Annotated in this window: 20 protein-coding genes; 9 read left to right on the plus strand and 11 right to left on the minus strand. The window is 67.2% G+C overall.

What is annotated here, in order from left to right; translation table 11 throughout:
* The first annotated feature begins 81 nt into the window (after window positions 1-81).
* Window positions 82-1,158, plus strand: coding sequence for a sterol desaturase family protein (locus AC1RRV_RS11270; RefSeq protein ID WP_492859713.1), 1,077 nt, complete (start codon window positions 82-84; stop codon window positions 1,156-1,158).
* Here AC1RRV_RS11270 and AC1RRV_RS11275 read toward each other — a convergent pair.
* Together AC1RRV_RS11275 and AC1RRV_RS11280 are read right to left on the minus strand one after the other, a co-directional pair.
* The gene (locus AC1RRV_RS11275; protein ID WP_492859714.1) at window positions 1,155-2,102 is read right to left on the minus strand and encodes a UDP-glucuronic acid decarboxylase family protein; all 948 of its coding nucleotides are present in this window, start codon (window positions 2,100-2,102) and stop codon (window positions 1,155-1,157) included. The genes AC1RRV_RS11270 and AC1RRV_RS11275 overlap by 4 nt on opposite strands.
* A 73-nt stretch (window positions 2,103-2,175) precedes the next feature.
* Window positions 2,176-3,081 carry a LysR family transcriptional regulator gene (locus AC1RRV_RS11280; protein ID WP_492859715.1) on the minus strand — a complete coding sequence of 302 codons (906 nt, stop codon included), beginning with the start codon at window positions 3,079-3,081 and terminating at the stop codon, window positions 2,176-2,178.
* A 105-nt stretch (window positions 3,082-3,186) separates the two neighbouring features.
* On the opposite strand from AC1RRV_RS11280, the gene AC1RRV_RS11285 reads away from it, so the two are divergent.
* The 6 genes from AC1RRV_RS11285 to AC1RRV_RS11310 are packed head-to-tail and all read left to right on the plus strand — an operon-like array spanning window position 3,187 to window position 8,323.
* Entirely contained in the window at window positions 3,187-3,813 is a 627-nt protein-coding gene (locus AC1RRV_RS11285; protein WP_492859716.1) for a glutathione S-transferase, read from the plus strand.
* 1 nt (window position 3,814) lies between these two features.
* Window positions 3,815-4,741: a pyridoxamine 5'-phosphate oxidase family protein gene (locus AC1RRV_RS11290; RefSeq protein WP_492859717.1), complete on the plus strand. Its 927-nt coding sequence runs from the start codon at window positions 3,815-3,817 to the stop codon at window positions 4,739-4,741.
* Window positions 4,742-4,800: 59 nt separating this feature from the next.
* Window positions 4,801-5,793: an ABC transporter ATP-binding protein gene (locus AC1RRV_RS11295; RefSeq protein WP_492860095.1), complete on the plus strand. Its 993-nt coding sequence runs from the start codon at window positions 4,801-4,803 to the stop codon at window positions 5,791-5,793.
* Between the two features lie 9 nt (window positions 5,794-5,802).
* A complete protein-coding gene (locus AC1RRV_RS11300) occupies window positions 5,803-6,540 on the plus strand; it encodes an ABC transporter permease (RefSeq protein WP_492860097.1) in 738 nt (245 codons plus the stop codon).
* A gap of 2 nt (window positions 6,541-6,542) precedes the next feature.
* Complete coding sequence (locus tag AC1RRV_RS11305) at window positions 6,543-7,721, plus strand: sensor histidine kinase (protein WP_492859718.1); 1,179 nt, start codon at window positions 6,543-6,545, stop codon at window positions 7,719-7,721.
* Entirely contained in the window at window positions 7,718-8,323 is a 606-nt protein-coding gene (locus AC1RRV_RS11310) for a response regulator transcription factor (RefSeq protein WP_492859719.1), read from the plus strand. The genes AC1RRV_RS11305 and AC1RRV_RS11310 overlap by 4 nt, the downstream gene beginning before the upstream one ends.
* Here AC1RRV_RS11310 and AC1RRV_RS11315 read toward each other — a convergent pair.
* The 9 genes from AC1RRV_RS11315 to rhmD form a co-directional block, all read right to left on the minus strand.
* Window positions 8,320-9,375 (minus strand): glycoside hydrolase family 43 protein, encoded by a 1,056-nt coding sequence (locus AC1RRV_RS11315; RefSeq protein WP_492859720.1) that lies wholly within the window; start codon window positions 9,373-9,375, stop codon window positions 8,320-8,322. The two genes, AC1RRV_RS11310 and AC1RRV_RS11315, sit on opposite strands and share 4 nt — an antisense overlap.
* Window positions 9,375-10,940 carry an MFS transporter gene (locus tag AC1RRV_RS11320; protein ID WP_492859721.1) on the minus strand — a complete coding sequence of 522 codons (1,566 nt, stop codon included), beginning with the start codon at window positions 10,938-10,940 and terminating at the stop codon, window positions 9,375-9,377. The genes AC1RRV_RS11315 and AC1RRV_RS11320 overlap by 1 nt, the downstream gene beginning before the upstream one ends.
* Window positions 10,941-11,026: 86 nt before the next feature.
* Entirely contained in the window at window positions 11,027-12,136 is a 1,110-nt protein-coding gene (bglB, locus tag AC1RRV_RS11325; RefSeq protein ID WP_492859722.1) for a beta-galactosidase BglB, read from the minus strand.
* 46 nt (window positions 12,137-12,182) lie between these two features.
* Window positions 12,183-15,962 carry a beta-galactosidase gene (locus AC1RRV_RS11330; RefSeq protein WP_492859723.1) on the minus strand — a complete coding sequence of 1,260 codons (3,780 nt, stop codon included), beginning with the start codon at window positions 15,960-15,962 and terminating at the stop codon, window positions 12,183-12,185.
* 1 nt (window position 15,963) lies between these two features.
* Window positions 15,964-16,299 carry an L-rhamnose mutarotase gene (gene rhaM, locus AC1RRV_RS11335; protein WP_492859724.1) on the minus strand — a complete coding sequence of 112 codons (336 nt, stop codon included), beginning with the start codon at window positions 16,297-16,299 and terminating at the stop codon, window positions 15,964-15,966.
* A 26-nt stretch (window positions 16,300-16,325) separates the two neighbouring features.
* Window positions 16,326-17,234, minus strand: coding sequence for an amidohydrolase family protein (locus tag AC1RRV_RS11340; RefSeq protein ID WP_492859725.1), 909 nt, complete (start codon window positions 17,232-17,234; stop codon window positions 16,326-16,328).
* 13 nt (window positions 17,235-17,247) lie between these two features.
* Window positions 17,248-18,000 (minus strand): SDR family NAD(P)-dependent oxidoreductase, encoded by a 753-nt coding sequence (locus AC1RRV_RS11345; RefSeq protein WP_492859726.1) that lies wholly within the window; start codon window positions 17,998-18,000, stop codon window positions 17,248-17,250.
* On the minus strand, window positions 17,997-18,860 hold the full coding sequence (locus AC1RRV_RS11350) for a 2,4-didehydro-3-deoxy-L-rhamnonate hydrolase (protein ID WP_492859728.1): 864 nt from the start codon (window positions 18,858-18,860) through the stop codon (window positions 17,997-17,999). Before AC1RRV_RS11350 ends, AC1RRV_RS11345 begins: the two co-directional genes overlap by 4 nt.
* Before the next feature lie 23 nt (window positions 18,861-18,883).
* Window positions 18,884-20,062 (minus strand): L-rhamnonate dehydratase, encoded by a 1,179-nt coding sequence (rhmD, locus tag AC1RRV_RS11355; RefSeq protein ID WP_492859729.1) that lies wholly within the window; start codon window positions 20,060-20,062, stop codon window positions 18,884-18,886.
* 260 nt (window positions 20,063-20,322) lie between these two features.
* Here rhmD and AC1RRV_RS11360 point away from each other — a divergent pair, with 260 nt between their 5' ends.
* Together AC1RRV_RS11360 and lra1 are read left to right on the plus strand one after the other, a co-directional pair.
* The gene (locus tag AC1RRV_RS11360) at window positions 20,323-21,114 is read left to right on the plus strand and encodes an IclR family transcriptional regulator (protein ID WP_492859730.1); all 792 of its coding nucleotides are present in this window, start codon (window positions 20,323-20,325) and stop codon (window positions 21,112-21,114) included.
* 25 nt (window positions 21,115-21,139) lie between these two features.
* Complete coding sequence (lra1, locus tag AC1RRV_RS11365) at window positions 21,140-21,901, plus strand: L-rhamnose 1-dehydrogenase Lra1 (RefSeq protein ID WP_492859731.1); 762 nt, start codon at window positions 21,140-21,142, stop codon at window positions 21,899-21,901.
* Window positions 21,902-21,903: the final 2 nt, after the last annotated feature.

The following is a 21,903-nucleotide window of genomic DNA, read 5'->3' on the forward strand; positions in this document are numbered from 1 at the left end:
CGCAGGTTGCTTGGCCACACCAAGTTTTAACGGCGCTCGGGCATCAATGGCGGCCTGTAATCCCCGGGGGAGTGGGACGTCTTGAAACCTGCAGCGCTACACGCGGCCGCCGAGATCGGTGTCGAGACCCCGCCCGCGCGTCATGGCCTGGGCCGCGCGGCGTTGATCGCCGGCTTCGCGATCTATGCCGCCGGCGCCGTCGCCGCCTGGTGGCTGGCGCTTAAGCTGATCCCGGCCGAGCTGACCCTGACCTTCCTGGGCAAGTCGGTGCACTCGGACTCCGTCCACGATCACCTCAACAACATCTTCCTGGTCTTCCTGCTGCTGCCGACCGCGCTGTGGATCGAATGCGTGACGGTAGGCTGGGAGGAAAGCTCGCTGCGCCAGCTGCTGTTCGCCCGCACGGCGTCGCTGAACACCGACCTGACGGTCTTCGTTTTGGGCCAGGGCCATGTGCTCGACATCGCCGGTCGCGTGCTGATGCTCGGGGCCTCGATGATCTCCGGCGGCTGGATCCACGATGCGATCAGGACCGCCACGGGCGTGAACCTGGGCCCGCCGCCACTGCCGTTCGTGCTGCAACTGCCGCTGTATTTCGCGGTCTACAGCTTCTTCGACTATTGGACCCACCGGACCGACCACACCAAGTTCTTCTGGCCGCTGCACCGCTATCACCATTCGGCCGAGGATTTCGGCGTGGTGACCTCGGTGCGCCAGCATCCGGTGACCTTCACGGCCATCTTCCTGGTCAACCTGCCGCTGGCCGTGCTGGGCGCGCCGCCCGAGGTGATGATCTATGTCAACGTGCTGGTCGTCGGCCTCGGTCTGGTGATCCACGGCAAGATCGACGCCAATTGGGGCTGGGTCGGCCGTTGGCTGATCCAGTCACCGAACCATCATCGGGCCCACCACAAGCTGGACATGACCCACCCGACCGGCCACTTCGGCATCGCGCCGATCTGGGATCGCCTGTTCGGCACCTGGTACGAGGATGCGCCCGATCCCAAGCTGGCGATCGGCGTCGACACGCCCTACAGCCATGGCTTCTTCGTGCCGCGCGACATGGCGCGGGACTACATCCACTTCTGGATGGGCTGGTTCGGCGGCCGCAGCGACGGTCCGGATTCCGACCTGAAGCTTTTCGGCCGGAAGCGCTAGTCGGCCTTCAAGAGTCCGTCGAAGTACTCGATCGTCCGCATCAGCCCGACCTTGAGCGGCGCCGTCGGCGCCCAGTCCAGGTGTTGCTTGGCCAGGGTGATGTCGGGCTGGCGCTGGCGCGGGTCGTCCGAGGGCAGGGGGCGGTGAACGATCGCCGACTTGCTGCCGGTCAGTTCCAGCACCAGGTCCGCGAGCTGCTTCATCGTGAACTCGACCGGATTGCCCAGGTTGATCGGACCGGTCACTTCGTCGCCGGTGTTCATCAGCCGCATCAGGCCATCGACCAGATCGTCGACATAGCAGAACGAGCGGGTCTGGTTGCCGTCGCCATAGAGGGTGATGTCCTCGCCCTTCAGGGCCTGGACGATGAAGTTGGACACGACGCGCCCGTCGTTCGGGTGCATCCGTGGGCCGTAGGTGTTGAAGATCCGCGCCACCTTGATCTGCAGCCGATGCTGGCGCCAGTAGTCGAAGAACAGGGTCTCGGCGCAGCGCTTGCCCTCGTCGTAGCACGAGCGGATGCCAATCGGATTGACGTTGCCCCAATAGGTCTCGACCTGCGGGTGGATTGTCGGATCGCCGTACACCTCGGAGGTCGAGGCCTGCAGGATCTTGGCCTTCACCCGCTTGGCCAGGCCCAGCATGTTGATCGCGCCATGGACGCTGGTCTTGGTCGTCTGCACCGGGTCGAACTGGTAGTGCACGGGGCTGGCCGGGCAGGCGAGGTTGTAGATCTGATCGACCTCGACATAGAGCGGCATGGTCACGTCGTGCCGCAGCAGTTCGAAGCGCGGATTGGTCAGGTTCTGCGCCACGTTCTGGCGCGAGCCGGTGTAGTAGTTGTCGACGCAGAGCACCTCCGCGCCGGTCGCCAGCAGCCGGTCGCAAAGATGCGACCCGACGAAGCCCGCGCCGCCCGTCACCAGAATTCTCTGCGTATGCATCGCCGATCAGACCTTTCGAGGACTCATGTCCTTTGAGTCTTTTATAGCCGGGCTTGGGCCAGGACCAAGACTGCTAGGCCGCGTCTTCTTGCAGCACCGCCAGGCCTTCCAGGCGCGGCGTGGCGTAGTCGAGGAAGGCGCGCACCAGTGGCGGCCTGAAGCGGCCGCCGGCGGTCAGAAGCTGAACGGGCAGGGGCGAGGGCTCGAAGCCGCGCAACAGGCGGACTAGGCGTCCGTCGGCGACCTCGTCGGCGACCTGATAGGAGAGGGCGCGCCCGATCCCCTGGCCGGCGACGACGGCGGCCAGGGCGGCCTCGACGCTGTTGACCCGCAGGCGCGGATCCAGCCGCACGGCGCGAGGTCGGCCGCCGGCCTCGAAGCGCCATTCCGGGGTGACGGTGATCACCGTGGTCAGGATGGTGTCGTGGTCGGCGAGGTCGGCCGGCGCGTTCGGCTCTCCACGTCTGGCCAGGTAATCGGGCGAGGCGACCGTGACGCGGCGCACGGCCCCCACGCGTCGCGCCAGTAGGCTGGAATCGGCCAGCGCGCCGATGCGCAGGGCCACATGCAGCTCGGACTCGATCAGGTCGAGGTTTCGGTCGTGGAGGGTGACGTCGGCGCGGACGCCGGGATGCTCGGCCAGGAAGCCATTGACCACCGGCACCAGGTGGCGGCCGCCGAACACCGTGGGGCCGGTGATCCGCAGCAGGCCGCGCACGGCGTTGGGCGCGGAGGTCTCCAGCGCCGCCTCGTAGTCGGCCAGCAGGCGGCGGGCATGGTCGGCAAGTTCCCGTCCGGCCTCGGTCGGGGCAAGCTTGCGGGTCGTGCGTTCGATCAGCCGAGCGCCGGCCCGCTCTTCCAGCGCGGCCAGGGCGCGGGTCATGGCGGCGGGAGAGCGCCTCAACCGCCTGCCAGCCGCGGCCAAACCGCCGGCGTCGATCACGGCCACCAGCAGAGACAGTTCGTCGAGACGATCCATCGGCGTTTCCAAATTCGCAAAAATCTATTGCCGATTTGGTCAATTCATTGCGCTCAACGCAACAGACATCATGCCGGCATCGAAACGAGAGACGGAGCATCTCCAATGGCCGACACCAACATCGTCCTGCACGGCATGGGCCTGTCCGGGCACACGCATCGGGTGGCTCTGATGCTGAACGCCCTGGGCCTGCGCTACGCCTTCGTGGACTCGCCGGGCGACGTGCGCGCCACGCCCGCGTTCCTGGCGCGCAATCCGCTGGGTCAGATCCCGGTTCTGCAGGACGGCGACCTGACCTTGGCCGACAGCAATGCGATCCTCGTCTACCTCGCCCGCCGCTACGCTCCCGACGCCCAATGGCTCCCGCAGGAGCCTGTCGCCGCCGCGTCGGTGCAACGGTGGCTATCGATCGCGGCGGGCGAGGTGATGCACGGCCCGGCCGTTGCGCGGATGATCACCCTGTTCGGCTTGCCCGACGATCCGGCCCGCGCCGCGCGCATCGCCGCGCGGGTGCTGACCTTCATGGACGCCCATCTGGCCGAGCGAACGTTCCTGGCGGCCGAGCAGGTCACCATCGCCGACCTGGCCTGCTACAGCTATGTCGCCCATGCGCCGGATGGTGGGGTGTCGCTGGAGCCCTATGCCCATGTCCGCGCCTGGTTGGCCCGGGTTGAGGCGCAACCGTGGTTCCAGCCGATGCCCGACTTCGTCCAGGCCGCGAAGGCGGCCTGACATGGACGCGCCATTCCACGCCGGGGAACTGATCGCCCAGGCGCGCGGGGGCGTGGGCGAGCCGGGCGCGGGCGGGATCCGCGACTTCATGCCGGACCAGCACCGGGCGTTCTTCGGGCTGCTTTCCTATCTGTTCATCGCCACGGTGGACGAGGACGGCTGGCCGGTCGCGACGGTGCTGACCGGCGAACCCGGCTTTGTTTCCAGTCCAGATCCGACGACGCTGGAGATCCGGGCCCTGCCGCGTGAAGGAGAGCCCGGTCATGCGCTCTTCCGCGCCGGGCGCCCGTTCGGGACCCTGGGGCTGGACTTCTCGACCCGTCGCCGTAACCGCGCCAACGGGATCATCGAGGCGGACGACGCCGAGGGCCTGCGGCTCAAGGTGCTGCAGAGCTTCGGCAACTGCCCGCAATATATCCAGACCCGGACGGTCGAAGCGGCGGCGTCCTCTGGTAGGCCCGCCGAGGCGGTCGCCGCCGACGCGCCGGAGGTGCTGGCCCAGATCGCGCGGGCCGACACCTTCTTCGTGGCGACGGCCTCGGGCGCGGCCGGGAGCGACAACGGCGGGGTCGACATCTCGCACCGGGGCGGCCTGCCGGGTTTCGTGAAGGTCGAGGATGGCGCACTGGTCGTGCCGGATTTCCGGGGCAACCGCTTTTTCAACACCCTTGGCAATCTCGTCGCCGACCCGCGCGCGGCGCTGTTGTTCGTCGACTTCGAGACCGGCGACCTGCTTCACTTGCGCGGTCGGGTCGTGATCGACTGGGATCCGCCGGCTGGCGAGACCTGGCCGGAGGGCGTCCAACGACGGTGGCGGTTCTTTCCCGAGGCGGCCTGGCGTCGGCCGGGGGCCCTGCCGCTGCGCTGGAGGTTCGGCGACTATTCCCCGGTGACCCTGATGACCAGGGCCTGGAACGCGGCGGCCTGAACGGAGCGCCGCTGGGGGAGGTGACACTTGTCATGTTCGTCCCGTGACGCCCGGCACTGATCGGCGGCGCCGCGGGCCGGCATGGTGGCTTCACACTGAGGGAGCCAAAGATGTCACCCAAACTTTCGGAGCCGCCGGTCGCGGAACTTCGCCAAGCGACTAAGCGTCGGGGCGCGACCCTGGCGTTGAACGGCCTGGACCTGGTCATTCGCCCCGGTCAATGCGTCGCCCTGCTGGGCCCGAACGGCGCCGGCAAGAGCACCAGCGTCGCCCTGTTGACCGGTCGCCTGCGCGCCGACACCGGCGAGGCCCGGCTGTTCGGCGGCGATCCGCGGGACGTGGCCATGCGTGGCCGGATGGGTGTCATGCTGCAGGACGCCGGCCTGCCCGCGACCCTGACCGTGAGTGAGCAGGTCGACCTGTTCCGAGGCTACTACCGCAAGCCCCGCGCTCTGGAAGAGGTGATCCGGTTGGCGGGCCTGGAAGGCCTGGAGCGCCGCCGCTGCGGCGCGCTGTCGGGCGGCCAGCAGCGCCGCGTGCAATTCGCCCTGGCCATCGCCGGGCGCCCGGACTTTCTCGTCCTGGACGAGCCGACCACCGGTATGGACATCGAGGCGCGCCGGGGGTTGTGGACCGCCGTCCGCGCCGAGATCGCCCGTGGGGCGGCGGTGCTGCTGACCACCCACCATCTCGACGAGGCCGAAGCCCTGGCGGACCGCATCGTGGTCATCGACCATGGCCAGGTGATCGCTGACGGCTCGCCCGAGGCCATCAAGTCCCAGGTCTCGGGCGTGGCGATCCGCTGCCGTTCGCGCCTGTCCGACGCCGAGTTGTCGGCCCTGGCCCGCGTCACCGGCGTGAGCCGCGACGGCGGTCGGGTCACCCTGCTGACCACTTCAGCGCCGGCCACACTGCGCGAGCTGCTGGCTCGCGACGACACCGTCGACGACCTGACCGTCTCCGGCGCTTCGCTGGAGGACGCCGTCACCCGTCTCGTCCAGGCCGGCGCGCCGGCTGGCAAAGCCAATCAAAGCCAAGTCGAGGTCGCCTAGATGTCCGCCCTGCACACCGTGGCCGTCTACGGCCGTGAAGCCCGCGCCCAGATCGTCGCGACCTGGCGCACCCCGCAGTTCCTGGTCCCCAGCGTGGCCCTGCCGCTGCTGTTCTACGGGATCATGGGTCTGGGCCTGGCCAAGGGGCGCGAGGAGATCGCCCACATGATGCTGGCCAACTATGTGATCTTCGCCGCCATCGCGCCCGCCATGTTCGGTTTCGGCGCCGCCGTCGCCGCCGAGCGCGAGGCCAAGCTGATCGAGCTGAAGCAGATCGCTCCGCTGCCGGCCGGCGGCTATCTGGCCGGACGCCTGGCCGCCGCCCTGGCGCTGGTCGCCGCGGCTGTCGGCCTGCTGGGCTTGCTGGGCTATTTCGGCGGGGTGACCATGGTTCCCTGGCGCTGGGCCGCGACCTTGGGTCTGGGCCTGTTCTCGGCGATCCCGTTCGCCCTCATCGGCCTGAACTTGGGCCTGCGCATGGGGTCGCAGGGTGCGACGGCGCTGGCCAACCTGTTGTTCCTGAGCTTCAGCCTGTTCGGCGGTCTGTGGATCCCACTCAAGGTCATGCCTGGCTGGATCGCCAAGGTGGCCGAGTTCACGCCGTCGTACCACTTCAGCCAGCTGTCGCTGATGCTGTCTGGCATGCAGCCGATGGCCAACGTCCAGCATCATGTCTCAATCCTGGCGGCCATCAGCATTGCCGCCGCGATCGGCTCCTGGGCGGCCTGGCGCCGGCAGGCGGCTTGACCGTGGCGAGCCTCGCGCGCGACATCGCCGGCATGGACAAGGACCCGATGACTCGGACGACCTCCGGCGAGCACGTCGACCGCGCGGGGCTGGCCTTTGGCGGACGGCGGTTCGACGTGCGCTGGAGCTTTGTCTTCCTCGCCTACCTGCCGTTCTACTTCGTCTCGTGGTTCTTCCGGGCGCCGGGGCAGATCGAGATGACTGCGTCCCTGGTCGGCCTGGCGGCTTTCCTGGGCCTTTTCTTCAAGATTTTCCGCAGCAAGGGGCTGCCGCGGTTCTGGGAAGTGCTGGCGATCTTCGGCATCGGCATGGCGCTGTCGCCGTTCAAGGCTGGATGGAGCGTCTATACCATCTACGCCATGTCCTTCGCGGCGCGGATGCCGTCGCGCAAGCTGGCGATCCGCACGCTGATCGGCCTGGAGCTTGTACTGTTCCTGGTCGGCGCGCTGTTCCTGCGCTCGACCTGGCCGATCTGGGCCTCGGGCGTTCTGTTCGGCGGCATCACCGGTTTCGCCGGCCTGATGCAGGCCGACATGGAGCGCAAGAACCGGGAGCTGGCCGTGGCGCACGAAGAGGTCCGCGCTCTGGCCACCATGGCCGAGCGCGAGCGGATCTCCCGCGACCTGCACGACCTGCTGGGCCACACCCTGACTCTGGTGGCGGTGAAGGCCGAGCTGGCCGCGCGTCTGGTCAGCCGTGACGCGGAGGCCGCCGAGCGCGAGATGCAATCAGTGGCCACCGCCGCGCGTGAAGCGCTGGCCGAAGTCCGCACCGCCGTGGTTGGCATGAAGGGCGCCTCGCTGGCCGTCGAGCTGGATAAGGCCCGCCAAGCCCTGGCGGCCGCGAACGTGAAGGTCGAGGTCTCGGCCCTGACGACCGACGGTCATCCTGGCCAGGAGGCCGTGCTGGCCATGGCGCTGCGCGAGGGCGTCACCAACGTCATCCGTCACGCCGGCGCCTCGCGTTGCGAGATCCGGCTCCAGCCCAGCGCCGAGGCCCTGGTGCTCAGCATTGTCGACGACGGCGCTGGTGGTCGTGTGGTCGAGGGTTCGGGGCTGAAGGGCATGCGCGCGCGCCTCGCCGCGATCGGCGGCGGGCTGGAAATCAGATCCGACAAACGCGGCACGCGCCTCGTCGCCACCGCGCCGCTGGAAACCGCCCTTGGGGAGGCCGCCTCGTGATCCGCGTCGTCATCGCCGAAGACCAGAAGATGGTGCTTGGCGCGCTCAGCGCGCTGCTGGAGATGGAAGGCGACATCCAGGTGGTGGGCCGCGCGCCCGACGGCGCCGTGGCGCTGGAGCTGGTGCGCGCCGAGAAGCCCGACGTGCTGATCTCCGACATCGAGATGCCAAACCTGACCGGCATCGACGTCGCCGCCCGGTTGAAGGCCGACGGCGCGAGCACTCGAGTTCTGATCGTCACCACCTTCGGCCGGCCGGGCTATCTGCGCCGGGCCATGGACGCGGGGGTGAAAGGCTATCTGCTGAAGGACGGGCCCAGCAGCGTGCTGGCCGCCGCCGTCCGCACTGTCGCCGCCGGCGGTCGGGCCATCGCGCCGGAGCTCTCCGAGGCGATCTGGGACTCCGAGCCCGATCCGCTGAGCGACCGCGAACGCGCGATCCTGCGCTTGGCCGAGGAGGGGCGCTCGAACAAGGATATCGCCGAGGTCTTGGATCTCTCGCCCGGCACGGTCCGCAACTACTTGTCGGAAGCCGCTCAGAAGCTGGGCGCGGCCAACCGGGTCGAGGCCGGTCGGATCGCTCGCTCGAACGGCTGGCTCTAAGGGCTGCCGATCAGCTCCGCCGGATCGCCGTCGAGATCGGTGCGCTGGCGGACGATTTCCAGGTGATCGTCGGCGTCGCGCATTTCGTAGAGCTTGCCGCGCGCCCTCTTGAAGGGCCGATGAACGATCATCATCAGCTGGTCGTCGAACCGACGAAACAGCATGCCGTGGCCGCTGTCGTAACGGACCAGGGGTTCCAACTGCTCCCACGGACCGGCCAGGGTTCCGCTCTTCGAACGCGCCTGGCTTTGGACGTAGCCCTTGGCGTCGTAGCTCGACCACAGCATTAGCAGGGTTCCGGTCTTGGTCCGGAACAGCTCTGGGCCGTCAGTGACGTAGATCTTCGCGCCGCTCGGCTCTTCACGACCGGCCGCCCAGGAGGCTTCACTGGCTTTGAACAGGGTGATTGGCGGACCGGCCGCCGCCAAGTCAGCGGTGAGCGGCAGGGCTTCCATGGTCCCGTCCGTGGCCTGCAGCCATTCATGGGCGTAGACGAACCACGGCTTGCCGGCCGGGTCTCGGTACAGCGTACCGTCCAGAGTCATCAGGTCCTTCGACGCTACCGGCTCGCCCTGGCGGACCAGGGTGAACGGACCCTCGGGACGGTCGGCGACAGCGACGACCGTGCCGCGCCGATACGGCGCGCGCGCGCCGGTCGGCGGAAGCTTGGCGGCCTCGTCGTGGAAGGTGGTCAGCAGCCACCAGCGGCCACGCCAGGCATGGACCTCAGGCGCCCAGGCGCCGCCTTTGAACCAGACGTCCTTGGGGGCCACGAACACCGCCTTCGGCCGGCTCCAGGCCTTCAGGTCGCGGCTGACGTACATCATGGTCCCGAGGCCCGGCGCGCCACTCACCGCCGGGATATTCGAGGTGTAGAGCCGATAGAGCCTCGCCTTCTTGTCCGCGACAATCCAGGGATCGTGCAGAGGCATGTCCGGTAGGCGCATGGATGCGACCTGGGACGCGGCCTGAGCGGCCGGTTTCGGCGCGGGCTGGGCCAAGGCGGGCGAAGCCGACAAGGCCAGCAGCAGTGTGAGCGGCAGAGCCTTCATCAGCGCCCCCAGAGCCGCTCCCACTTCCAGCCGGTCAGATCCTCGACGATGAGGCGGGACTCCTCGCTCTCCGCGTCGGCCTCGCCGGCGCGCAGACGCTCGACCTCCTTGACCAGGACCTCATGGGTGCGGGCGTTGAGACGGAACGACCACGAGATGATCATGCCGGCCACCATGACCAGGATCGGCAGGCCGACCATGACCAGCACGAGGATTTGGATCGCCTCGGGCGTCTGTTCCGGCATCGGCTTGCCCTTGGGGGCCGAGACGAAACCGCCCATGCCGATCAGGCTGGTGGTCAGCAGGATGGCGCCGGACTGGGCGATCTTGCGCACGAAGGTCATGACTCCGGCGAAGATGCCCTCGCGGCGCTGGCCGGTGACCGCTTCGTCGACGTCCGGCAGGTAGTTATAGACGCCCCAAGGCACGAAGTTCAGCGTGCCGCGACCCAGGCCCGCCAGGATGATCGGCACGAACAGCCAGAACATCACCACGGGGCTGGCGAGGTTGAAGATGTTGCCGCCCAGGCCCGTGACACCCTCGGCGAAGCCCGCCGGCTTGATCAGATAGAAGGCTAGGAATAGCAGCAGCGCCGCGCCGACGAAGCTGATGGCCATGCGGTAGGCGGCGGTCGGCCCGGTGCGGATGATCACCCGGATGGCGATCATCACCGAGATCAGCTGGGCGACGTACATGGTCGTCATCAGCTGCGAGATCAGCAGGGTCGAGCCCAGCATCACCGTCGCCACGAACAGCGGGAAGGCGGTGTTGAAGATGTCCTGGCTGATATAGCCGCCGAGATACAGCGACAGGTGCTGGCGGAAGGCCCGCAGCTTCAAGGTCGAGAACAGGTCGCGGAACATGTTGACCGGGATCAGCGCCGCCTTGGCCCAGTCCATGGGCTCGGGCTGGATCAGCTTCTCGGCCTCGGTGTAGGGGCGCTCCCAGGACAGCAGGACGACGATCGTCACCACCAGGCTGAACAGCACGCCGAAGATCGCGGCCATGATCAGGAAGGTGTTGGACGAGTCCTTGCCGCCGAAATTGTTGATGATCAGGGTCGGCAGGTACGAAGCCAGGATCGCCGAGCTCTGGGCGACCAGCATGCGCGCGCCGGCGAATTTGGCCTTCTCCTTGTAATCCTTCGTCATTTCCGCCGCGAGGGTTTCCCACGGGATCAGGAACATCGTGTAGACGAACTCGAAGAAGATGAAGGTCGTCAGGTAGTAGGCGAAGGTCTGGCCGGTCACGAAGATCAGGGCGAAGGCCGGCAGCAGCGGGATCGTGATGATCAGGAAGATCTTCCGCCGCCCGATCTTCCGGCCGACCCAGGTGTGGCGCAGGTTGTCGGAGATGTAGCCGATCAGCGGGCAGGTGATCGCTTCCAGCAGGCGCGGCAGGCCCAGGATCAGGCCTGTCTCGACCGGCGACAGCCCGCAGAAGGTGATGAAGAAATAGGCCAGCCAGCCGGTGATGACGGCCTGAGCGCCGGCCCCCAGCATGTCGCCGGAACCCCAGCCCCAATAACTGACCCACGAGGGTTTGCGGGTGTCCGGCGTGGCCATGGTCGTCTCTCTTCCCTTTGAGGAGGGGTCTTGGCGCCCCTTGCGGTCCGGCCTTGGCGGCCGGACCGGTTGATGCGGTGGTGGCGTTAGATGAAGGCGCGCTGGAACTCGCCCAGGGCCAGCATGGCCAGGGACTGGCCGTACGGCATCGAGGTCAGCGGGATGTCCTTGTAGCCCTGGATCGTGTCGAACACCGGGGTGCCGAACGAGACCTGCTGAAGCTCGCCGGCTTCATCGATATTGGCCAGCACGCCCTTGATGGCGCGGATGGCGACGGCTTCGTATTCCTTGCCGATATAGCGCTTGCGCACGGCCTTCAGCACGCCGTAGGCGAAGCCCGCGGTGGCCGAGGCTTCAAGGTACGAGGTCTTGTCGTTGATGATCGTGTGCCAGAGGCCGGTCTCGGCGTCCTGATACTCGGTCAGCGCCTTGATCTGGGCCTCCAGGGCGTCGATCAGGAAGGCGCGCAGGCCGTCGCCCGGCTTCAGGTCCAGGAGCTCGATGAACTCGGGGATGGCGATCGTCACCCAGCAGTTCCCGCGCGCCCACAGGGCGTCGGCGAAGTTGTGGCGGCCCTCGAAGGTCCAGCCGTGGAACCACAGGCCGGTCTTGCGGTCGGCCAGGTATTTGATGTGGACCATGAACTGGCGCTTGGCCTCCTCGACGAAGTCGGGGCGGTCCATCAAGAGGCCGATCTTGGCCAGCGGCAGCACGCTCATCATCAGCGTGTCGTCCCACAGCTGCTGCGGGTTCTCGCTGTTGAAGACGATGTGCTGGAAGCCGCCTTCCTCGGTGCGCGGGCCCTCGTACATGACGTAGTCGGCCCAGGTCTCGAGATAGGGCAGGTAGGTGTGGTCGCCGGTGGCCTCGTACAGATAGGCCAGGGTCAAGAACGGCGAGACGGTGTTGATGTTCTTGGTCGGGGTGCCGGCCTCGAAGCGGTCGGCGAACCACTGTGTCATGATGTCGAAGGCGCGCTCGTCGCCGTACATCTCGTACTGCTTCCACAGGCCGTAGAGGCCGACGCCGTGGGTCCATTCCCAGTCGTTCCAGCCCTTGGTGTCGATCACCCGGCCGTCGTCCAGGCGCAGCAGGAACTCGCCGGTCTCGTCTTTGATGTCGACGAGGTTGCTGATCAGCAGGGCGATCTTGGCCTTGATGTCCTTGGCCTCGAGGCCGTGGGCGAGATTGGGCACGGTAGTCTCCAGTATCGATCGAGAAGCGGCGGGGGAGCGCCGGGTCTTAGGGTTTGAAGTCGGGCGCGGGCACGCGGGCGACGGGGATGCCGCCGCGCACGCTGCGCAGGTTCACGAGTTTGACAGTTTCCAGGGCGTCGCCGGGAGCGCCGTCGCTGGTCACGGCCAGGGCGATGGTGTTCTTGCCGTTGGGATCGACGATGCCGTTCGGCAGGACGAAGGTCCGCTGCGGGCCGACATGGGCGATGAATTGGCCCATGTTCCAGCCATTGACGAAGATCAGTACGCGGTAGCGCTTGTTCGGCGAGCGCGGCTTGTCGGGATCGCCGATCGACAGGCCCAGGGTCACGTCGTGATCCTTGGGCAGGGCGAGGTCGAAGCTGGTCCGGTACCAGGTCGTGCCGGCATAGGGCTTGGTCGCGGAGACGTCGGCCTTGGCCCACGACGCGTACGGGAAGCCCGGCAGGTGCCAGCCCTCGCGCTCGCCGTACTGGCCGCCGTTGTTGGCGTTGCCGCGCACCGGGTCCTGGATGTCCTCGCCGCCCTTGTTGCCCTGGATCTTCCAGGCGATCGGCACGGCGAAGCTGTAGCTGCCGGGACCCGACAGCGAGGCCGAGACCAGGCCGCGCGCTTCCTTGTGGAAGTCGTCGGCGTCGAGGTCCCAGTTGTGGCCGTTGTTGCGGACCATGACCGACAGCACGTGCTCGCCGGTCCCACGCAGGTCCTCGGGCAGCTTGAAGGTCGCCACGCCGGTCGTGATCGGGCGGGGCAGGCCGCCGTCCAACTCATGCTCGCCCAGGAACCGGCCGTCCAGCCAGACCTGCAGCAGCCCCGCGCCGCCGGCGCCGTAGTGCAGGGTCAGGGTGTCGATATCGGCCTTGCCCTGGTAGCGGCCGCGATACCAGACGTCGCCCTGGTGGAAGCCGTAGGCGCTCATGTCCAAGGCGGGCTGACCGGTGGGACCGCGCACGGTCGAGCCGCTGCGGCGGCCCTCGGTCTTCAGCCAGGCGCTGTCGTCGAACTTCGGATCGGTCTCCGGCGAGCCGGGCGCGGTCTTCCAGTCGAGCTTGGCGAGGTTGGGCAGGGTGACGGCGCCGGGGCCGGCCAGGGCCTTGTCGGCCAGCAGGCTGCCCGAGGCGGTGGCCTTGGCGGCCACCGTGGCGCCGTTCCAGCGGACGGAGGTCACGGCCTTGGGCGCGAAGACTTCCAGCGGACTGTCGGTTTCGGTGTCGCCGATCAGGGACAGCACGCCGCCCTTGATCGCGTCGCTGCGCACCAGACCTGGCCCCCGGACCAGCGCGTTGTCGCGCCGCCAGAAGGTCTGGCCCGTCTCGGCGTCGGCCAGCAGCAGGGTCAGGGGCGGGCGATCGCCGCCGGTGATCCGCACGCGTGCCAGGGCCTTGTGGGCGTAGGTCAGCTTCAGGTCGCCCTTGGCGGCGTCGAAGGTCGAAGCGATTTCCCCCTCGATCACCTCGACCTTGGGCGCGCTGGCGTAACGCAGCACCGTCTCGCCCGCCTCGCCGGCGCGGCCGTAGAGGAGGGCGAGATCGCCGTCATTCCACTTCAGGTGCGTCTGGATCTCGGAGGTCGAATAGACCAGCCGCTGGCCGCCCAGGTCGTAGCTGGCCATCAGCATCTTGCTGTCCTGGCCCTTGATCCGCGAGGGGACCACATACTCGCCGTCGCGGGTCTTCAGCTTGAAGGTGAAGGCCTCGTCGCCGGTGGCGCTGCTGGGATTGTGGACCACCACATAGAGGTGGCTGCCGGTCTCGGCGTTGAGGTTGTGATAGACGCGGACCTTGTCGTTCGAGGGAACGACGGCCTCGGCCTTGTCCATGCGCGTGAGATCGGGGACGGCGGCGATGAACTCGCCCATCTGCTTGATCGAGCGGATCTTGTCGCGCAGGCCCCGGGTCTCGTCGATGGCTGAGCCGTAGTCGTACGAGGTGAACACCACCGGCGCCGGCAGCCAGCCCCAGCTGGTGCCGCCATAGGTCATGTAGAAGCTCTGCAGCGTGATGCCGTTGGCGATGTTGGTTCCGTAGAACACCCGCTGATAGCCGACTCCGCGGTGGATGGCCGTGCAGTCGTAGTCGCCGTTGCTGCCCCAGTAGTCGAACCAGCCGCCGCCGAACTCCGCCGCGAAACCCGGGGTGTTGGGGCTGGCCGAGGCGCCGCCCTTGGCTCCACCAGGACCATGGATGCCCCAGTCTGGCGCGACGCCAGGACTGGACGGTTTGGAATCGACGCGGCAGCTGCCGCCTGGATAGCCGTCGAAGGCGTAGAGGTCGTTGGGACCTTCCACGGTTCCCGGCACGTTGGAGCCCTTGGGCACCCAGTAGCCGTTGCGGCCCTTATCGTTGTGGAAGATCGGGACGGTGATCCCGTCGGCCTTGGCCTTGTCGTACAGCCACTGCATGTAGCGCTGCTGCGGCGCGCCGACGACGTCGAGCTCGTTCTCGATCTGGTGGGCGATCACCGTGCCCTGGCCGTTGGTCAGCTGGTGGCGGGCGATGATGGCGTTCATCCGCGTCAGCCACTCATCGGCGGCGGTGATGTATTCCGGCGCGTCGGTGCGGGCGCGGGCCTGCTGATTGACCAGCCAGCCCGGGAAGCCGCCTCGGGTCAGCTCGGCGTTCACATAGGGCCCGGCGCGGGTGATGACGTAGAGGCCTTCTTCCTTGGCCATGGTCAGCACGCGATCCATGTCGCGCACGCCGCTGAAGTCGTAGACCCCCTGCTTGGGCGAGTGGTAGCCCCAGTCGAAATAGATCGCGACCGTGTTGTAGCCGCTGGCCTTCATCTTCTGGAGGATGTCGCGCCACAGGTCCGGGCTGGGCACGCGGAAGGGGTGGAACTCGCCGCCCCAGGAGAAGACGCGCTGGCCGTCGACCTTCAGGGAGTACTTGTCCCAGGTGATCTTGTGGATGTCGGCGGGCTTGGCCGCGACGGCCTGGTCTCCGCCTTCCTTCAGCACGGTGAAGTGGCGCACCGTGCCGGAAAGCTCAGGCAGTTCCGCCTTCTGGGTCCAGGTCCTGAAGCCGTCCTTGCTGTCGGAGTACCAGTAGCGCTTGGCCATGTACTCGTCGAAATAGATCCGCCACGCGCCCTCGGGCGTGCGGGTCATGGCCGGGCCCTCGAGATGGCGGCCCCAGCCGGCCCAGTCGCCGGTTCCCTTCGGCGCCCATGGCCCGTCCAGTGACGGGGCGGTGTAGAGTTCGATGAACTTGGTCGTCTCGTTCTTGGCGAAAGCTTGGTAGAGGCCGTCCTGGCGCACGACGAAGGTGTCGATGAAGTTCGGACCCAGGCCCGAAAGCGGCTTCGGCGCGCTCCAGTTCGCCAGCGCGCCATCGGCGGCGGTGATGCGATAGGGCTGGAACTGGCCCGCGATGCCGGTGGTCGAGACCGACAGGATCAGATTTATGGAGCCGTCCTGGTCGACGAACCACTCGGGCGCCCAGCTGTTGGTCGCGCCCGGAATCTCGATCTTGACGTCGCGCAGGAAGGTCCAATCGACCATGTCCTTGGAGCGGGCCAGGCCGATCGTGTCGCCGGTCCAGCCGGTGGTGTAGGCCACATAGAACCAGCCGTCCGTATGCTTCATTACGCTGGGGTCGCGGATGAGGCCCTTGGGCGGGGTATAGGCCAGCGGCTTCTTCAGGGTGAAGCGCGTTCCGTCGACCGAGTCGTACACGCTCATGTTCGACTGGCTGGCGTTGGTGAACGCCGTCATCGTGTAGCGGACGGGCTCGGCCCAAACCTGTTGAATTGGGGCGGTGGTCGCCAGCAGCGCTGCCGTCAGGCCCAGGAGGAGAGAAGAGCGCACTTCAACCCTCGAAGTAGAAGACGGGCTTCAGCGGCCACTCGACGGGCTTGTTGTCCGGATGCACTTCCATCAGGTCGGCCATGAAGTCCCACCAGCGTTTCATCACGGGCTGCAGCGGCAGGGCGTCCTTCTTGTTGTCGGGGCGCAGGCGCAGCACGGCGAAGAGGCTCATGGTCTCCTCGTCCAGGAAGATCGAATAGTCGTGGATGCCCGCGTCGCGCAGGGCCTCGGCCAGGTCGGGCCAAAGTTCGTCGTGGCGGCGCTCGTACTCAGCGGCGACGCCAGGCTTCAGCTGCATGCGGAAGGCGAGGGGGCGGCTTTCGGTCGTCGTGCTCATCGTCTTCCTCCCAGTCTTGTTCTTGTTCAGCGCGGCAGTCGGTAGATCCGCCGGGCGGTCCCGGCGAACAGCGCCTCGCGCTCGTCGTGGCTGAAGCCGGCCGTGATCGCGTCATAGGCGGCGTAGAAGGCGCCGAAGCTGCCGTGCACCCTCTCGACCGGGAAGTTGCTAGCGAACATGCAGCGCTCGACCCCGAAGGTCTCGATGACCTGGAGGACGAAGGGTTTCAGGCTCGCCGTGGTCCATGACCGGTCGACCATGGCCAGGCCCGAGATCTTGCACGAGACGTTCGGACGCTGCGCCAGCACGGCGAGCCCCTCGCGCCAAGCGGCAAGACCAGCCTCGTCGCGATCGGTCGGCATGCCGGCGTGATTGACGATCACCGGGATGTCCGGATGCGCGTCGGCCAGTTCGGCGGCGGTCGCCATCTGCGAGGCGTAGAGCTGCAGATCGAACGACAGGCCGTACTTGGCCAGCAAGGCGTAGCCCGCCCGCCATTGCGGATCCCGCAGCTTGTCGCTCGACCCGTAGGTCTTGGTGGGATCGGCGTGCCAGTTGACGATCTGGCGGATCCCACGAACAGCCTTGCGGCTGGCATGAGCCGCCAACATCGCCTCGACGTCCGGATCGTCCAGGTTGGCGCCGGCGACGATGCCGCCGATCACGCCGCGCTGGTCGGCGATCGCCTGCAGCCAGTCGGTTTCCGACAACTGATCCTTCGGCGGCAAGCCGCACTCGACGTGGACCGTCTGGACGACGTTCCAGCCCTTCGCGTCGGCCAGATAGTCGTCCAGCCCATAGGACTTGTAGGCGATCGAGGCCATGTCGCCGGCCGGATTGTTCGGCAGCGGGGTATCCTGAAGCCAGGCGTAATAGTGCCGATCGAGGTCCCACAGATGCATGTGGGGATCGACGATAGGACCCGTGTACGCCATGGCTCAGGGCTCCCTAGAAGGTGGTCCGGCCGCCGGAGGTGTCGAAGGTCGCCGCGGTGGTGAAGCTGCACTCCTCCGAGGCCATGAAGCAGACCATGGCCGCGCTTTCGTGGACTTCGCCCAGGCGACCCATCGGGATCTTGCCGCGCATGTAGTCGACTTGGCTCTGGGGCAGCTGCTCCAGGATCGGGCTTTCGAAGGTGGCCGGGGTGATGCTGTTGGCGATCACGCCCTTGGTGGCCAGCTCCTTGCCCAGCGACTTGGTAAGGCCGATCACCGCCGCCTTCGACGCCGAATAGGCGCTGGCGTTGGGATTGCCTTCCTTGCCCGCCACCGAAGCGACGTTGACGATCCGGCCGTAGCCGTTCGCCAGCATGAACGGCACGACCGACTTGCAGCAGAAGAAGACGCCGTGGACGTTGATGTCGATCACGCGCTTCCAGCTGTCGGTCGGGTACTCGTGCACTGGAGCCGTGGCGCCGGTGATGCCGGCCGAGGAGACCAGGATGTCGATGCCGCCCAGAGCCTCGTTGGCGGCCTTGGCTGCGGCGAGCACGGCGGCTTCATCGGAGACGTCGAGGGCGACGGTGTGGGCCGCGCCCACGTCAGCGGCGGCTTCCTTCAGGCCATCGGCGTCCAGGTCCCACAGCGAGACCTGACCGCCTTCGGCGACGATGCGCGCGGCGACCGAGCGGCCGAGGCCCGAGGCCCCGCCGGTGATCACGGCGCGGCGACCCGCGAAACGATTGGCGTAGGGAGTGCTCACGCGACGCCTTCCTTGGTCCAGGCCACGACGATCTGGCGTTGCTCGCCCAGCTTCTCGATGCCCAGGCGGATCTCGTCGCCGGCCTTCAGATAGACGGGCTCGGGCTTCTGACCCATGCCCACGCCCGGAGGCGTGCCGGTGGTGATCAGGTCGCCCGGCTCCAGCGTCATGAACTCGCTGATGTACGAGACCAGCTTGCTGATCGGGAAGATCATGGTCTTGGACGAGCCGTCCTGCTTGCGGGCGCCGTTGACGTCCAGCCACATGGCGAGGTTCTGCGGGTCGCCCACTTCGTCCGACGTGACCATCCACGGGCCGACCGGGCCGAAGGTGTCGCAACCCTTGCCCTTGTCCCAGGTGCCGCCGCGCTCGATCTGGAAGGCGCGCTCGGAGACGTCGTTGATCAGCACGTAGCCGGCGACGTGGTCGAGAGCCTCGGCTTCGGAGACGTAGCGGGCGCGCGAACCGATCACCACGCCCAGCTCGACTTCCCAGTCGGTCTTCAGCGAGTCCTTGGGGATCATCACCGGATCGTTCGGGCCGGTCAGGCAGCTGACGGCCTTGGTGAACAGCACGGGCTCTTCAGGAATCGGCAGGTTCGACTCGGCGGCGTGGTCGGCGAAGTTCAGGCCGACGGCGATGAACTTGGAAACGCCGTTCACCGGCACGCCATAGCGGGGCGAGCCTTCGACGACCGGCAGGCTGTTCGGGTCGATGGCGGCCAGGGCCTTCAGGCTGGCGGGCGAGAGTTGGGCGCCCGTGATGTCGGCCACGTGGCCCGACAGGTCGCGGATCTTGCCTTCGGCGTCGAGGAGGCCGGGCTTCTCGGAGCCCTTGGGGCCGTAACGGAGCAGTTTCATAGGTCGTGTGCCTTCAGGGAGGTCTAGCGGGCGTAAGGCCGGTGCAGACCGACCTCGCGATTGAGTTCGACGCCGAAGCCGGGCGCGTCGGAGAGCTTGAGCTTGCCGTTCACGGGGACGGGTTCGCCGATCAGCTGCGGGTGGAACATCGGCACCACCTCGTCGGCCTTCGGGGCCATCATCAGGAACTCGGCGAACGGGCTGTTATGGCGCGTGATGACGAAGTGATAGCTGTAGACCGACGAGCCGTGGGGGATGCAGAGCACGCCGCGGCTGTCGGCCAGGTTCGAGATCTTGATGATCTCGGTCATGCCGCCGCACCAGCCCACGTCGGGCTGGATGATGTCGCAGCACTCCATCTCCAGCAGCATGCGGAAGCCCCAGCGGGTGGCTTCGTGCTCGCCGGTGGTGACCAGCATGCCCTTGGGAGCGTTCTTCTTGAGGTCGCGATAGCCCCAATAGTCGTCGGGGCTCAGCGCTTCCTCGATCCACTTCAGGCCATACTCATGGGCCTTGTGGGCCAGCTTGGTGGCGTAGTTCAGGTCCAGCGCCATCCAGCAGTCGAACATGAGCCAGAAGTCCTCGCCGCAGCGCTCGCGCATGGTGGCGAGCTCCTCGAGGTTCTTGCGTAGGCCTTCCTCGCCCTCGGCCGGGCCGTGGTGCAAGGGCATCTTGCCGCCGATGAAGCCCATCTGCTTGGCCAGGTCGGGCCGCGCGCCCGTGGCATAGAAGGTCAGCTCGTCGCGAACCTTGCCGCCCAGCAGGTGATAGACCGGTTCCTGGCGCAGCTTGCCAAGCAGGTCCCACAGGGCCAGGTCGACGCCGGAGAGGGCGTTCACCACCAGGCCCTTGCGGCCGTAGTACTGAGTCGAGAAGTACATCTGGTCCCAGATCTTCTCGACCTCGGCCGGATCGCGGCCTTCCAGGAAGCGGGCCAGGTGTTTTTCGACGATGTAGGCGGCGGGCTCCCCGCCGGTGGTCACCGCGAAGCCGATCGTGCCGTCGGCCGCCTCGATTTCGACAACGAGCGTGCCCAACACGTTGATGCCGAAGCTCTGGCGGCTCTGGCGATATTCCGGATAGCGCGACATCGGGGTGGCGATGTGGTCATCGATCCAGTGGCCGTCGCCCTGATCGTGATAGTCAGCGCCGCCCCCTCTGACCACGAAGGCGCGTACATGTTTGATGACCGGAAACGCCATGGACGACGAGGCTCCAAACCTTTGGGCGCGCCCCTCGACGACGCTCCCGGGATCAAGGGAGGCCCACCTGCCGGACGATCTCCGACAAGTCCTGGCGAAGCCGTACAGCTCCGCCTACCTCCCCAACACAACCTATGACACGCTGTCGGTTCGCGAGGGCGGCGCGCTCTGGAGAGTCGCCGTTGTTCCGCTTGCCTTGCGTTCCACAATATGAGAGGTAGTGCTACAAAATGAAACCAGCGTCAAGGGGAGCGGAACCGGTGGCGGCGGACGACAACACGACGGCCAAGACCCCCAGCGGTAGCCAGACTCTGTTTCGGGGGCTGGATCTTCTGGATGTGGTCGCCGAGTCCGGAACGATCGCTTTGCCGGCTCTGGCCAAGCAATTGGGCCTGACGCGCAGCACGACTCACCGTCTGGCCACGGCCCTGGTCGAGCGCCGTTTGCTCTCGCAGGCGCCGCGCGAAGGCTACAGCCTCGGCTCGAAGCTTTTGGAGCTGGGCTATCTGGCGAGCCAGCAGATGGATCTGCCCCGTGTCGCCCGTCCCCACCTGGAAAGGCTGTGGGAAGACACCGAGGACACGGTGCACCTGGGCGTGCTCGACGCCGACCGGGCCCTCTATCTCGACAAGCTGACCGGCCGTCGCCGGATCAACATCAGCTCGCGCGTCGGCGATCGCCAGCCGGTCCGTTCCACGGGCCTGGGCAAGGCCCTGGTGCTGGACGAGACCGAGGACCGCTGGCGCTCGCTGTACCAGTCCGAAGGCCCGGCCGCGCCTGGCGCTCCCAACGAAACCCAGTGGGTCGACTGGATGCGCGACTATTCCAAGCGCGGGATCGCCTTCGACTTGGAAGAAAACGAGGACCGCATCCGCTGCGTCGCCGCGCCGATTCGGGGGGCCTCGGGCCAGATCGTCGGCGCGATCAGCGTTTCGGGTGCGGCTCAATACATGGACGACGACCGCATGAAGACGCTGGTCGATGACGTGCGCGACACGGCCAACGCCATCGGGCGGGACCTGGGCTGGAACGGCAAGCGGACAGCCCGCTAAGAAATCAAGACAAGACGAGGTAGGGATGCTGCTCAAGGACAAGGTGGTGCTGGTGACCGGCGCCTCGCAGGGGATCGGCAAGGCCGCCGCGATCGGCTGCGCCCGGCACGGCGCGGACGTGGCGATCAACTACCACTCCGACGAGGCCGGCGCCGCCGACGCCGTCGCGCAGATCGAGGCCCTGGGCCGTCGCGCTATCGCCATCAAGGGCGACGTCGCCAATGTCGAGACCTCCAAGTCCTTCGTGCAGGCCGCCGTGGATGCGTTCGGCAAGGTCGACGTCTTCGTCAACAACGCCGGCATCTGCCCCTTCCACGCCTTCCTCGACATGCCGCCCGAGGTCATGGAGCGGACGATGAAGGTCAACCTGTTCGGCGCCTACTACATGGTGCAGGCGGCGGCCAACCAGATGGTCAAGCAGGGTAACGGCGGCGCCATCATCGCCGTCAGCTCGATCAGCGCCCTGGTCGGCGGCGGCATGCAGACCCACTACACCCCGACCAAGGCCGGCGTGCACAGCCTGATGCAGTCCACGGCCATCGCCCTGGGCAAGTACGGCATCCGCTGCAACTCGGTGCTGCCGGGCACGATCGAGACCTCGATCAACAAGGAAGACCTGGCCGACGTCGCCAAGCGCGAATACATGGCCGGCCGCATCCCGCTGGGCCGTCTGGGCGAACCGGACGATCTGGCCGGGCCGATCGTGTTCCTGGCCTCGGACCTGGCCAAATACGTCACCGGCGCGGCTTTGCTGGTCGACGGCGGCGCGTTCGTGAACCTGCAGTAGTC

The sequence above is a fragment of the Caulobacter sp. GW821-FHT11E10 genome, assembly GCF_058808375.1.